We start from the raw sequence: 13,096 nt of genomic DNA, 5'->3' as shown, positions 1-13,096 counted from the left end.
TTTTGTTTGGTTGCTGCTTGTCGGAATTGTGGCTTTCTTGTGGGTCTCCCACCCCCCCCCCCCCTCTTACCCCCCCCCCTACTTCCTGGTGGCTGGGGCCCCCCCCCAGGACCCGGTACCGCGCTCCGCGCGACGTCCTCAATCGCCGGACGGGCTGACAAGTCAGCCCCGCGGAGCCCGGTTTCGGGAAGGGGAGGGTAGGGGAAAACACCCCGCGCAGCGGCCCCGCCCCTCGTCACCCCAGCGCCGCCACCCGCTTCAGGACCCGCCTCAGCCGTCGCCCGCGCCGCACCACGCGCCGTATCGCCTTGCCGCGCGGGACCGGCAGGCCGCCCGGGAGGCCGAGGATCGTCAGGCGGCGGCGCTTGAAGTAGCGTGCGGTGTGCGCGTCGAGGCTGCCGGCGAGCCAGCGTTCCGCCACCGGACGCAGATCCGGACGCAGCTGCGGCTGCATCGCGAAACCGACCGCGCCGATCAGCCCGGCGAGCTGCTCGTCGGCGTCCGCGGGCGCTCCCGCCTCGCCCGCCGCCAGGTCCGGCAGCAGCGCGTCGGCGAGTGTCACCGGCACCCGGTTGCTGTTCTGGTACGGGCTGAGCCGGTCAAGGAGGGGCTCCGTGCCGACCTTGGCGACGGGCGTGCCGTAGAAGGCGCCCGCGGTGAACAGCGCCGTGGAGAAGCAGCCCGCCACCAGGGCCGGACGCAGCTGCCTGAACAGCACCTCCGCCAGCAGCGGCCTCTCCAGGACGGTCAGTTCGACACCCAGCTTCTCGGCCTCGCGTTCCAGCGTCCGCGCCCAGGAAGCCGGGGCCGTCGGGTGCGGTTTGAACACGATCCGGCGGTGGCCGAGGGCGGCCGCGCCCGCCAGCATGCTGACGTGCAGGGCTTCTTCCTCCTCGGCCGTGATGATGTCCAGTGCCGCGAGGTACTGGCCGAGCAGCAGCGCCGGGCCTTCGGCGACGCCCTCGCAGGCGTCCGGCACGGTGTCGGAGAGTTCGGCGACGACCTTCACGAAGGCCTCGGTCGGCACGAGCTGCGGCTCGACCCCGAACTCCGCGAGCAGCAGCGGCTTCAGGCCCGGCACCAGGTCCAGGTGCAGCAGTCGCCGCACCCGCTCGCCGACCAGCGGGTCGATCTTGTTGCGGGTGGGGCCGTAGCTCATCAGGCCGTCCGCGTACACGTCGAGTGCCGCGTCGGGGAAGAGCTGCGCGATCGCCAGCGCCGGGTTGACCTGGATGGACTCGACGGCCAGCTCGATCCGGTCGTCGCCGAGGTCCCACAGCCGGCGCAGATAACGCTGCCACAGCGGGATGTCGTCGCTCCGCGGCGCCCAACCACCCGGGTGGAAGGGGGAGATGGTCTCGTTCCACGAGAGCACCTCATCGAAGCGGCCGCGCAGCTGCTCGAAGCCGGGCATCTGGTCCAGGGACGGGGTCGTCTCCGGTGTGACCGCGTTGTTGGACACCAGCAGCAGCCGGCGGTCGGCGGTGGCGAAGCCGCCGGTGTCGATCGCGGCGGCCAGCGTGGCGGCGCCGAAAAGGGAGGAGGCGAAGAAGATCTGGGTCGTAGCCATCAGGCTGCCGCCTCCGCGGACAGAGGGACGGGGCGCCTGCGCACCTTGCGCAGCCGGGACGCACGCTCGGCGTCCATCGAGTCGAGCGCGTCCTTCAGCACGTCCTGCGGCATGCGCTTCAGCGCGGCCGCGCTCATCGTGCGCAATTTCCGTGCCACGGCCGGTTCGTACCTTTCGATGGATCCCAGGTGATGGGAAATGAGGGCACAGTATGTGCGGACGGCCTTTGGCAGCAGTTTTTCCGATTCCGCGTCGCTCGCCGTTTCCTCGATGACCTGGTCGAATGCCTTGATGAAATCGAGCTGCCTGATGTCGCCGATCTGAGTGAGCGAAGAGGCGACTCCGCGCCGGTAGAAGATGCCCAGCCGGCTGATCACGGCGAATGAATCCGCCTCCCGGTGCAGCCGCCAGATCCAGGGCCGGTCCTCCGCGGTGCGCAGCCCGTGCGTGAAGTGCAGCAGTCCGCGGTCCACGAGCCGCCGGTGGTACATCCCGGCCCAGGCGTACGGGTAGTCGACCGCGGTGGAGCGGTCGGCGGGCAGGATCGCGTCGCGTGGTCGCAGCACCTCGCCGCGCCGGCCGAACGGCACCCGGTGGACCGTGCGGGCCCGTCCCGTGCACTGCACATGGTCGGTCCGCACGAAGTCGCAGCCGAGGTCCTCCATCGCGGCCAGCAGGCGCTCGTAGTGGCCGGGCGCCAGCCAGTCGTCGCCGTCGAGGAAGGTGAGGTACTCACCGTTCGCGGCGTCGAGGCCGGTGTTGCGGGCGGTCGCCAGCCCGCCGTTCTGCTCGTGTCTGATCAGGACCGCGCCCGGAAGCTCCCGCTCCGCCCGCTGCAGGATCTCCGGAGTTCCGTCCGTCGAACAGTCGTCGACGAGAACGAATTCGAAGTCGGCACGGGCATTCGCCTTCAGACTTCGCAGGGTGTCGGGGGCATATGTCTGCACGTTGTAGAACGGCACGATGACGGAGAGCTTAACCACCTGCGTGAGGCTAGGCGCGCCCCCGGCATTCGCATCGACGCACGGGAAGATGACAGGTGAACGGCGGGCATCGAATCTGTTAACCGGTTCGTTCATCGGCCTGCCACCCCGTCCGTAGACCCGCTGTTAACCCTTTGTTGCAGCTCAGTTGGGCCGCGAAACGAAATGCCTTCCTAACGTCCTCGACGTGCCAACAAGTACCAGCGAGGCCGTACGGGTCGCCGTACTCGCCGACTCCGACACCCGGTGGAAATGGGGCGCGCTCACCGCGCGCCGCATCGCACCGAGTACCTCCGTCGAGCTGAGCGGCTTCCTGCTGCGCGGCCGGGCCACACCCACGGCCCGCCAGCTCGCGGAAGTGGGCGTGCGCGCCGACGACCTGCGCGAGGTGACGGGGAACGAGTTCCTGCGGGCGATGCAGGACGAGCAGTACGACGTCGTCGTGCTCGCCCTGGTCGGCGGCGGCGTCCAGGCCATGCTGCACGGACTCGCCGCACTCGGCCTGGAGCGCCGGCCCGTCGTCGTCACCGGCTACGTCGGTGTCGTCTACGAGAAGCTCTCCGACGGACTGCTGCTGCGCCACGGCGCGGACGTCGTCCTCGCCAACTCCCGCCACGACGCGGACCGTTTCCGCGCCGTGTACGAGGGAGTGGGCGCCGACACGGGCGCCGTCACCGAGGCCGCGCTGCCGTTCCTCGGCGGCACGCCCTACCGGGCGGAGGACGGCCGCGACACCGTCGTCTTCGCCGTCCAGCCGTCCGTGCCGGAAACGCGCGCCGACCGTACGTACCTGCTGCGCAGGCTCGTCGAGCACGCACGGCTGCACCCCCGCCGCGAGGTGCTGCTCAAGCTCCGCTCCAAGCCGGGCGAGCACACGACCCACCTCGAAGAGCTCCCGTACCAGAAGCTCGCCGACAGGCTTCCCGGCGGGCTGCCGCCCAACTTCCGTCTGGTGTACGGGCACATGGGTGAGGTGCTGGACCGCACCGACCTCCTGGTCACCGTGTCGTCCACCGCCGCACTCGAAGCCCTGCACCGCCGCATCCCCACCGCCGTCCTCACCGACCTCGGGGTGCGCGAGGCGCTCGGCAACCACCACTTCCTCGGCTCGGGCCTGCTCGCGTCCTGGGACCAGCTCGACGGCGGCCACCGCCCCACCCCCGACAGCGACTGGCTGTCACGCCAGGGCGTCGCCGCCGACGGCTCGTACGACAGCGCCTTCGACGAGGCCCGCACGCGGGTCGCCGAACTGCTGCTGGGGCCCGGGCTGCCGCCGCTCGCGCCGTACTACACGCCCACCACCGCGCCCGGGTACCTGCCTGCCCTCCTCGCCCGCCACCACCTCGCCCCCGACGGAACACCACTGGCCGGCGCGGTGCCGAAGGCCGAGGTCACCGGCGTACGGCGAGTGGTGCGCGACGCGGTGCGCGGGGCCGCGCGCGGCGCCTACCGCCACGGCGTGCAGCGCGTCGCCCCTGTCATCCGCCGGATGGGCGAGCTGTGACCGCCATGGCCGCGACCCCCCTCGAACCCTCTGCTCAGGAGCCACCGATGACCGTTCTCGCCGTGATCCCCGCCCGTGGCGGATCGAAGGGCGTCCCGGCCAAGAACCTGGCCGCGGTGGGCGGCGTACCGCTCGTCGCGCGGGCCGTCCGCGCCTGCCTCGACGCCCCGCTGGTCACCCACGTCGCCGTCTCCACCGACGACCCGCAGATCGCCGCCGTCGCCCGCGGCGCCGGCGCCGAGGTCGTGCAGCGGCCCGCCGCCATCGCCGGGGACACCGCCACCAGCGAGGCGGCCGTCCTGCACGCCATGGACGCGCACGAGGCCGTGCACGGCGCACCCGTCGACGTGGTCCTGCTCGTCCAGTGCACCAGCCCCTTCATCGCCCGTGAGGACATCGAGGGCGTCGCCCGCGCCGTCGCCCTGGACGGCGCCGACAGCGCCGTGACCGTGGCGCCCTTCCACGGCTTCGTGTGGCGGGAGACCGACGGGGCCGACGAAGCATCCGAGGCACCGGAGGGCAGCGCGGAGCAGGCCGGCGGCGGCACCTCCGTACTCGTCGGGACCGCCTCGGACACCGGTACCGGCTACGGCGTCAACCACGACTCCTCCTTCCGGCCCCGCCGGCAGGACCGCCCCCAGGACTTCCTGGAGACCGGTGCCGCGTACGCCATGTCCGCGACCGGCTTCCGCGAGGCGGGCCACCGGTTCTTCGGCCGTACGGCACTCGTACGGACCGACCCGGCACGCGTCCTCGAGGTCGACGACCCGCACGATCTCGCCCGCGCCCGCGCGCTGGCACCGCTGCTCGACACCGCCGCGCTGCCCGCCCGCGAGGACATCGACGCCGTCGTCCTCGACTTCGACGGCACCCAGACCGACGACCGGGTCCTCATCGACGCCGACGGACGCGAGATCGTCTCCGTCCACCGCGGCGACGGACTCGGCGTCGCCCACCTGCGCAAGGCCGGCCTGGACCTGCTGATCCTGTCCACCGAGCAGAACCCGGTCGTCGCCGCCCGCGCACGCAAGCTCAAGATCCCCGTCCTGCACGGCATCGACCGCAAGGACCTCGCGCTCAAGCAGTGGTGCGAGGAGCGGGGGCTCGCCCCCGAGCGGGTGCTTTACGTCGGCAACGACGTCAACGACCTGCCGTGCTTCCACCTCGTCGGCTGGCCCGTGGCCGTCGCGAGTGCGCACGACTCCGTACGCGCCGCCGCCCGTGCCGTCACTGCCACGCCCGGCGGCGAGGGAGCGATCCGAGAGATCGCCGCCTGGCTCCTCGGCCCGACGCTCACCCTCCCCGACACCCCTGCCACCACCCACTGATCACCAAGTCCCCCAAGAAGTAAGGAACCACCCCCATGAGCACGTCCCGCCTCCGCACCCTCGGCAACAAGACCGCGGGCCCCGGCCACCCCGTCTACATCACCGGCGAGATCGGCATCAACCACAACGGTGACCTGGACAACGCCTTCGCCCTGATCGACGCCGCCGCCGAGGCCGGCTGCGACGCGGTCAAGTTCCAGAAGCGCACCCCGGAGATCTGCACCCCGCGCGACCAGTGGGACATCGAGCGCGACACCCCCTGGGGCCGGATGACGTACATCGACTACCGTCACCGCGTCGAGTTCGGCGAGGACGAGTACCGCCAGATCGACGAGCACTGCAAGAAGCGCGGCATCGACTGGTTCGCCTCCCCGTGGGACACCGAGGCCGTCGCCTTCCTCGAGAAGTTCGACGTCCCGGCCCACAAGGTGGCCTCCGCCTCGCTCACCGACGACGAGCTGCTGCGCGCCCTGCGGGCCACCGGCAAGACGGTCATCCTCTCCACCGGCATGTCGACCCCGAAGCAGATCCGTCACGCCGTAGAGGTCCTCGGCAGCGACAACATCCTGCTCTGCCACGCCACGTCGACCTACCCGGCCAAGGCCGAGGAGCTCAACCTGCGGGTCATCAACACGCTGATGGCGGAGTACCCGAATGTCCCGATCGGCTACTCCGGCCACGAGACCGGTCTGCAGACCAGCCTCGCCGCCGTCGCCCTCGGCGCCGCCTTCGTCGAGCGCCACATCACCCTCGACCGCGCCATGTGGGGCTCCGACCAGGCCGCCTCCGTCGAGCCGCAGGGCCTCACCCGCCTGGTCCGCGACATCCGCACCATCGAGGAAGCCCTCGGCGACGGCGTCAAGAAGGTCTACGACTCCGAGCTCGCGCCCATGAAGAAGCTGCGGCGCGTCGCGGGCGTCGTCGCCGAGGCGGGCGACCGTGAGCCGGCCGCGGTCTGACCACGGCCACGCCGCCCTGCCGCGCCGCCGCATCGGGGGACACCCCCGGCGCGTGTGCGCGCTCCGCGCGGAGACCGCGCCGCAGCGGCGGCACGACGCCCCGGTCACGGTCCGGTCCGCCGCGCGCCCGGGGCCCGGCCACGGGTGCTCCGGCTCCCGCGTAGGCCGGCCCCCGCGGTCGGCAGCAACCACGGACGGCCCCGCGCGGGGCCGTCGACGACCCCGGCTGTACGCCGGCCCGGCATCACGAGGTGACAACCGATGAATCTCGCCTTCGTCGAGAGCCCGGTCCAGCTCCTGAACGTCCTGGAGTGGGCCCACGCCGCGCCGAACGCACCCGGGCCCGACGGCCTGACCCTGGTCGTGCTGTCGCCCACGGACCCCATGTCGCGTGGCCAGCTGCGCCGGATGGCGGAGCTGGCCCGCGGCGAGGGTTTCGCCGTCCGCTGGCAGGAGGCCCGCGGCGGGATGGGCGCGCCGCTGCGCACGGTGCGCGAGCTCGGCCCCATGCTGCGCCGCGCCGAGCGCATCGTCATAGGAGACCCGTTCTCCCGGTACGTCCAGCTCCTGCTGACCCTCGTCGGCCGGAAGAACGTGACCGTGGTGGACGACGGCACGGCGACCATGGAGTTCGTCGCGCAGGTCACCCGCGGGGAACAGCTGGTGCGCTGGCACCGGCGCGGCGGCCGCCGCGGCCCGCGCGAGCTGGTGCTCGCGCCGGTGACCTTCCTGGCCAGGCGCCGGCTCACCCCCTCCAAAGCTCGGTCGGTCGAGGTCTTCACCTCGATGCCCGTCGAGCCGGCACAGGGAATCACGGTCACGCCAAACGACTTCGCGTGGACCCGGGCCCGCTTCGGTCCGCCGACGATCACCAAGAGCGCGGACATGGTCGGGACCTCCCTGGTGGAAACCGGGGTCGTCGACCTGGGGCAGTACCTGGAGGCCGTCTCGTCCCTGGCCCGCACCCACGGCGCGACCCGCTACTTCGCGCACCGCCGCGAGAGCACGGACAAACTGCACCGGCTGGCCGCGGAGACGGGCCTCGAGGTGGTCCGCCCGGATCTGCCGCTGGAGCTGATCGCCCGGCGCGGCCCGATCGGCGCAACGGTCCTGAGCTTCCCCTCGACCGTCGTCCACACCTTGCCGCTCGCCCTGGCGGGCACGGGAATCAAGGTGGCCGTGTGCGACATCGCACCCGAATGGCTCAAGGAGAACGCTTCGCCCCGCGCCCAGGGCTTCCTGGCCGGGGTCACGGGCACGGCCCGCGATGTGCAACGGCTGCCCGCGCCCGCTTGAAGGAGGCGGAAGTGAGCGGACGACCACGGTCCGGAAAGGGAAGATCGACTCAAGACCGAGTTGGGTGAGTTTACCCACTGAGGCAAGGCATCAATCGCCGTGTGACCAAAAATGTGTCCCCTAAGAGGCTGATGTTTTGTTGATCGCACGGCAGTTGAAGCGCGAAGGGGCATACCCTTCACTGGGTGAACCAGTTGATGTCCCGCGAGTCCGAAGAAGTCGAACAGCCCGGCGCAGTCGCGCTGCCCGGCACGCTGTCCGAATCGCTGCGCGCCGAACTGATCGCGTTCCGGCGCGACTTGCACATGCACCCCGAGCTCGGCAACCAGGAGTTCCGCACCACCGCAGTGATCAAGGCGCGCCTCGAGAAGGCCGGGCTCCGGCCCCGCGTCCTCGCCGCGGGAACGGGCCTGATCTGCGACATCGGAACGCCGGCCCCGGGCGCCTTGCTGCCCTTCTTCGCGATCCGCGCCGACATCGACGCCCTGCCCATCCCCGACACCAAGATCGGCGTCCCCTACCGCTCCACCGTGCCCGACCGCGCCCACGCCTGCGGCCATGACGTGCACACCACCGTGGCGCTCGGCGCGGGGCTCGTCCTCGCCGACCTCGACCGGCAGGGACTGCTGACGCAGCCCGTCCGGCTGATCTTCCAGCCGGCGGAGGAAGTACTGCCCGGCGGCGCGGCCGACGCGATCGAGTCCGGTGTCCTCGACGGCGTCAGCAAGATCATCGCCGTGCACTGCGACCCCAAGGTCGACGCGGGCGTCATCGGGCTGCGGCCCGGCCCCATCACATCGGCCTGCGACCGCCTCGAGGTCACCCTCGACGGCCCCGGCGGCCACACCGCGCGCCCCCACCTGACCACGGACCTGGTCACCGCGGCGGCGAAGATCGTCACCGACGTCCCCGCGCTGCTGGCCCGCCGCGTCGACGCGCGGTCCGGGCTCGCCGTCACCTGGGGCCGCATCGAAGCCGGCCACACCTGCAACGTCATCCCGCAGCACGCCGAACTCTCCGGCACCGTGCGCTGCCTCGACCTCCCGGGCTGGCGTGAGGCCCCCGACCTGGTGCACGCGGCGATCGACGAAATCGCGACCCTGCACCGGGCCAAGTCCCAGATCAACTACGTGCGGGGCGTGCCGCCGGTCGTCAACGACCCGGTCGTCACCGAACTGCTGCGCGACGCGCAGACCGCGCGGCGCGGAACGTACGCGATCGAGGACACGGAGCAGAGCCTCGGCGGCGAGGACTACTCCTGGTACCTGGAGCACGTTCCGGGCGCGATGGCCCGCCTCGGCGTCCGCGTCCCGGGCGACACGGTCCGCCGCGACCTGCACCGCGGGGACTTCGACGTCGACGAGGCGGCGATCACGGTGGGCGTCGAACTCTTCACGGCCGCGGCGCTTCTGGCGCTCTGACTGGGACGAGCGGCCCGGGGGCGCCGCGCTCTCAGGGGTGTGGTGTTCCCGGGTGTCTCCTGGTCCTTGGCCCGCCGTGGCGCGTGCTTTGCCCGGTCCGGGGGTGTGGTGTTTGCCGGGGTGCCCGGCTTCCACGAGGTCTACAGCTACTTCCAGGCCGGGGGGGGGGCAGCACCTCGACAGATCGCTCCTGGTCAAGATCGTCGTCGCACCCGCGTCGGGCACCACCCGCGAAGACCGCCCCCTACTCGACGAAACCGGCTTTGCCGTCTCTTTACAACCCGCTTGGCCGCCGCCTCGTCTCTCCGCTCGATCCGTCACTCAGCCCGCCGCGTACCGGAGGTACCGGGCGGACCGACGAAAGAGAGCGATTCGATGCGCCGAACTGTCCTCAGCGCCCTGACACTTGCCTGCACCGCCGTGCTGGTGACCACCGCGCCCGCGTTCGCCGACGGGCCGTCGCCCAGCCCGACCGCCACGGCCACCACGGCTCCGAGCGCCGAACCGACCAGGCCGCCGGCCACCACCGACCCCAGCGCCGAACCGACCCGGGTGCCGACTCCCGTCCCCTCGACTCCCGGCACCGAGCCGACCCGGGCGCCGGCCCCGGGCCAGGTCTCCGTGGTGCCGAGCGGTGCGCCCGACACCGGAGTGACGACGGCGTCCTCGGAGTCCGGGGTCGACGGCAAGCTGATCGGCGGGGGCGCTGCCACGGTGCTCATCGCGGGCGGCGCGGCGTTCCACGTCGTACGGCGCCGGCAGGCGACCGGGGCATGACCCCGCTCTCCAGGCGCGCGTTCACCACGGCGGCACTGGGCTCGCTGCTCGTGGGATGCGGCGGTCACGGGGGTGGTGAGGACGCGACCGCAGGCCCCTGCGGCCGGCGACAGCACCGGCCGGCCTCCGCGAAGTCGGGCCAGTCCCTGCGGCGTTCGGCGCCGGTCGGGCTGCGCATCCCGGCCATCGACGTCGACACCCCGGTCATACGGCTGGGCCTGGCACCGGACGGCGGCGTGCAGGTGCCCCCGATCACGGCGCACGACCGGGCGGGCTGGTACCAGCACTCGCCGGCACCGGGTCAGGTCGGTCCGTCGGTGATCCTCGGCCATGTCACGGTCGGGGCGCACGGGGACGGCGTCTTCCGCCACCTGTCGCGCCTGCAACGGGGCGACCGGATCGAGGCACGCCTGGAGAACGGAACGGAGGCGGAGTTCGCCGTCAGCGCCGTACGGACGGTCGCCAAGGCGGACTTCCCGGCAGACGACGTCTACGGGGACGTGAACCGCCCGGAGTTGCGGCTGATCACGTGCGGTGGCCCCAGTACCGGCGACGAGTACCGCGACAACGTGATCGTCTTCGCCGAGCTGAGCGCCACGACCCCCTGACCCGCCCGCAGAACGGATCCCGGGGCCGTAGGAACGTACGCCGACGGCCCGGCATCCTCTTCTCCGACGGCCCCCACGACCATGGAGAGCCTTGAAACGGTCCCGCGACACGGCAGCGTCCGAGCTGTTCGCCGCCCTCTACCCGCGTCTCGCCGGCTGGTGCCGCCGTCTCGTCGACGACGACGAGACGGCCCACGAGATCGCCTCGGAGGCGTTCACCCGGCTCTGGGCCCGCTGGACGAAGGTGGAGGAACCCCGCGGCTTCCTCTACGTCACCGCGGCCAACCTCGTCCGGGACCACTGGCGCAAGCTGGAGCGCGAGCGCAAGGCCATGCGCCGCGTGACGTCGGAGGCCGCCGTCCGCCCCCACCCCGAACAGGCCGACCCGTCAGTGCGCCTGCTGGTGCAGTCTCTGCCGGAACGAGTCCGCGTCCCGATCCTCCTCCACTACTACGCTGACATGCCGATCCGGGAGGTGTCCGCGCTGACCGGACGCAAGGAAGGAACCGTCAAGGCCGACCTCCACGCGGCCCGCGAACTGCTCCGTGTCCACCTGAGGAGAAGCCTTGACCACATGCATTGACGACGGCCCGGGGTACGACCCCGACGACCCCCTGGCGGTGATCCTCCGGCCCGCCTCCGACCACCTCGCTGTGCCCCCCGGACGCTACGAGACGATCCGCCGCACCGCGACCCGCCGCCGACTGTTCCGCGCAGCGGTCGGCGTCGGCCTGGCCTCCGCCGTCGCCGCCCTCATCGCCCTGCCGCTCCACCTGACGGCACCCGGCACACCCACGTCGCCGACGGTCCCGCTGGCCCCGCCGCCCGCAAGCAGCCCGACGCCGCCCGCGACCCCGCCGGCGTCCCCGAGCCCGTCCGTACCGGCGAGCCCGCGGACCGACGAGTCCCGCACTCCGGGCAGCTCGACGGCCCGCCCCACCCGCGAACCGTCGGCGGAACCGGCTCCGGCACAGGAACCGACATGGCCACCGGCCTCGCCCTCGGCGAGCCGGTAGGAGCACGCCGAGCGGCCGCCTCATGACCAGGGGCTACGCGGAGATCGCTGCTATACCACCCGGCGGGACACCATCCGCCGAGCGACACGGACCCCGGACGCCACGCCACCCGGGCCGGGCCAAGTAGGAGACCCCCGCCACGGCACAGCGTTGGCCGACACGCCGACGTAACGTCGCTCGGCGGGACCGCGTCGTTACGGGGTGCACAACCTGGAAGCCGCCCGCCAGAGGGCTTAACGACGATCCGGTAACGACTGATGAACGGGTCTTTAACTGACATCTACGCGCGTTACGATCGCCGAAACCCAGCGCCGGAAGTGGCGCTTTCGGTCAGGTTTAAAGGAGCCCCCCAGTGCGCCGGATCACCAGGATCGCCACCGTGGGCATCGCGTCCGCGGCTCTCGCACTGTCTGCCACCGCGTGTGGCAGCACGTCGTCGTCCGAGTCGAGCGGCTCGGACGACAAGGGCGGCAAGGCCGCCATCGCGTACGACATCGGTGGCCGCGGCGACCAGTCGTTCAACGACGCCGCCTTCGCGGGCCTGGAGAGGGCCGAGAAGGAACTCGACATCAAGGGCAGCGAGGCCGAGCCCAGTGAGGGAGAGGGCGACCCGGACAAGATCCAGCGCCTCACCGCTCTGGCTCGCGCCGGCAACAACCCCGTGATCGGTGTCGGTTTCGCCTACGCGCCCGCCATCGCGGAGGTCGCCCCGAAGTTCCCGAAGACCACCTTCGGTCTCATCGACGACACCTCCAAGACCGGCGAGAACATCGCCAACCTGGTCTTCAACGAGGAGCAGGGCTCCTACCTGGCCGGCGTCGCCGCCGCCAAGGTGACCAAGACCGACACCGTCGGCTTCATCGGCGGCGTCGAGACCCCGCTGATCAAGAAGTTCGAGGCGGGCTTCGTCCAGGGCGTCAAGGACACCAACAAGGACGTCAACGTCAAGGTCCAGTACCTGACGCAGCCGCCGGACTTCGGTGGCTTCTCGAAGCCGGACCTCGGCAAGGCCGCCGCGCAGGGCCAGCTCGACGCGGGCGCCGACGTGATCTACGCGGCTGCGGGCCTCGCGGGCTCCGGTTCGATCGAGGCGACCGCCAAGGCCGGCAAGTGGGCCATCGGCGTCGACTCGGACCAGTACAACCAGAAGGGTCTGGCCGCCTACAAGGCTCAGATCCTGACCTCGGTCACCAAGAACGTCTCGGGTGCCGTGTTCAACCTGATCAAGTCGGTCGAGGACGGCAAGCCGCAGACCGGTGAGGTCCGTTACGGCCTCGAGGACGACGGCGTGGCGCTGTCCCGCTCGAACCCGGCCTTCACCAAGATGTCGGACGTCGTCACGGCGGTCGACAAGGCCAAGGCCGACATCACCGCCGGCAAGATCAAGGTCAAGACCGCTCCGTAACCGAGCGGCCGGTACCGCAGGTCCGCGGGCCCGGGGCGTGAGCCCCACGGCCCGCGGACCGGTTTCGGCCCCCGGGTTCTGGTATTCGGGAACGCTACGCGCGTAGAGGGCCTTCAGGCACGATAACTTCGCCACGCCCCCCATGACCACCACAGCCCACCCCTTCCGCCTGCCCTCCCGCTCCTTCCCGCCAAGGAGAGTGCGTCATCAACGCGTCCAGCCCTCCTGC

The 13,096-nt window shown here is 71.5% G+C and carries 12 protein-coding genes; 10 read left to right on the top strand and 2 right to left on the bottom strand.

Annotated features, from left to right (window positions below):
* Positions 1–235: 235 nt before the first annotated feature.
* On the bottom strand, positions 236–1,570 hold the full coding sequence (locus ACZ4SA_RS34040) for an alpha-2,8-polysialyltransferase family protein (RefSeq protein ID WP_468281844.1): 1,335 nt from the start codon (positions 1,568–1,570) through the stop codon (positions 236–238).
* Positions 1,570–2,553, bottom strand: a complete 984-nt coding sequence (locus tag ACZ4SA_RS34035; protein WP_468281842.1) for a glycosyltransferase family 2 protein — start codon at positions 2,551–2,553, stop codon at positions 1,570–1,572. Before ACZ4SA_RS34035 ends, ACZ4SA_RS34040 begins: the two co-directional genes overlap by 1 nt.
* Positions 2,554–2,740: 187 nt before the next feature.
* On the opposite strand from ACZ4SA_RS34035, the gene ACZ4SA_RS34030 reads away from it, so the two are divergent.
* The 10 genes from ACZ4SA_RS34030 (at position 2,741) to ACZ4SA_RS33985 (ending at position 12,867) form a co-directional block, all read left to right on the top strand.
* A complete protein-coding gene (locus ACZ4SA_RS34030) occupies positions 2,741–4,057 on the top strand; it encodes a DUF6716 putative glycosyltransferase (RefSeq protein ID WP_468281840.1) in 1,317 nt (438 codons plus the stop codon).
* Positions 4,058–4,104: 47 nt separating this feature from the next.
* A complete protein-coding gene (locus ACZ4SA_RS34025; RefSeq protein WP_468281838.1) occupies positions 4,105–5,385 on the top strand; it encodes a cytidylyltransferase domain-containing protein in 1,281 nt (426 codons plus the stop codon).
* A 35-nt stretch (positions 5,386–5,420) separates the two neighbouring features.
* On the top strand, positions 5,421–6,344 hold the full coding sequence (locus ACZ4SA_RS34020; RefSeq protein ID WP_468281836.1) for an N-acetylneuraminate synthase family protein: 924 nt from the start codon (positions 5,421–5,423) through the stop codon (positions 6,342–6,344).
* A gap of 261 nt (positions 6,345–6,605) precedes the next feature.
* Positions 6,606–7,640, top strand: coding sequence for a hypothetical protein (locus ACZ4SA_RS34015; RefSeq protein ID WP_468281834.1), 1,035 nt, complete (start codon positions 6,606–6,608; stop codon positions 7,638–7,640).
* Between the two features lie 197 nt (positions 7,641–7,837).
* Positions 7,838–9,061 carry an amidohydrolase gene (locus ACZ4SA_RS34010; protein ID WP_468281866.1) on the top strand — a complete coding sequence of 408 codons (1,224 nt, stop codon included), beginning with the start codon at positions 7,838–7,840 and terminating at the stop codon, positions 9,059–9,061.
* A gap of 375 nt (positions 9,062–9,436) precedes the next feature.
* Positions 9,437–9,838 (top strand): sortase-dependent protein, encoded by a 402-nt coding sequence (locus tag ACZ4SA_RS34005; RefSeq protein ID WP_468281832.1) that lies wholly within the window; start codon positions 9,437–9,439, stop codon positions 9,836–9,838.
* Entirely contained in the window at positions 9,835–10,446 is a 612-nt protein-coding gene (locus tag ACZ4SA_RS34000) for a class F sortase (protein WP_468281830.1), read from the top strand. The genes ACZ4SA_RS34005 and ACZ4SA_RS34000 overlap by 4 nt, the downstream gene beginning before the upstream one ends.
* A gap of 91 nt (positions 10,447–10,537) precedes the next feature.
* Positions 10,538–11,029, top strand: a complete 492-nt coding sequence (locus tag ACZ4SA_RS33995) for an RNA polymerase sigma factor (RefSeq protein ID WP_468281828.1) — start codon at positions 10,538–10,540, stop codon at positions 11,027–11,029.
* The gene (locus tag ACZ4SA_RS33990; RefSeq protein WP_468281826.1) at positions 11,013–11,462 is read left to right on the top strand and encodes a hypothetical protein; all 450 of its coding nucleotides are present in this window, start codon (positions 11,013–11,015) and stop codon (positions 11,460–11,462) included. The genes ACZ4SA_RS33995 and ACZ4SA_RS33990 overlap by 17 nt, the downstream gene beginning before the upstream one ends.
* Before the next feature lie 352 nt (positions 11,463–11,814).
* Entirely contained in the window at positions 11,815–12,867 is a 1,053-nt protein-coding gene (locus ACZ4SA_RS33985; RefSeq protein WP_468281824.1) for a BMP family lipoprotein, read from the top strand.
* Positions 12,868–13,096 lie beyond the last annotated feature (229 nt).

Source organism: Streptomyces sp. NPDC027962 (genome assembly GCF_055566095.1).
Note: the sequence above shows the minus strand (reverse complement) of the source record. Positions and strands in the feature narration are given on the sequence as shown.

Coding starts and splice junctions, on each gene's coding strand:
- ACZ4SA_RS34000 (WP_468281830.1), top strand. CDS start 9,835: ATGACCCCGCTCTCCAGGCGCGCGTTCACCACGGCGGCACTGGGCTCG.
- ACZ4SA_RS34040 (WP_468281844.1), bottom strand. CDS start 1,570: ATGGCTACGACCCAGATCTTCTTCGCCTCCTCCCTTTTCGGCGCCGCC.
- ACZ4SA_RS34010 (WP_468281866.1), top strand. CDS start 7,838: ATGTCCCGCGAGTCCGAAGAAGTCGAACAGCCCGGCGCAGTCGCGCTG.
- ACZ4SA_RS34015 (WP_468281834.1), top strand. CDS start 6,606: ATGAATCTCGCCTTCGTCGAGAGCCCGGTCCAGCTCCTGAACGTCCTG.
- ACZ4SA_RS34005 (WP_468281832.1), top strand. CDS start 9,437: ATGCGCCGAACTGTCCTCAGCGCCCTGACACTTGCCTGCACCGCCGTG.
- ACZ4SA_RS34020 (WP_468281836.1), top strand. CDS start 5,421: ATGAGCACGTCCCGCCTCCGCACCCTCGGCAACAAGACCGCGGGCCCC.
- ACZ4SA_RS34025 (WP_468281838.1), top strand. CDS start 4,105: ATGACCGTTCTCGCCGTGATCCCCGCCCGTGGCGGATCGAAGGGCGTC.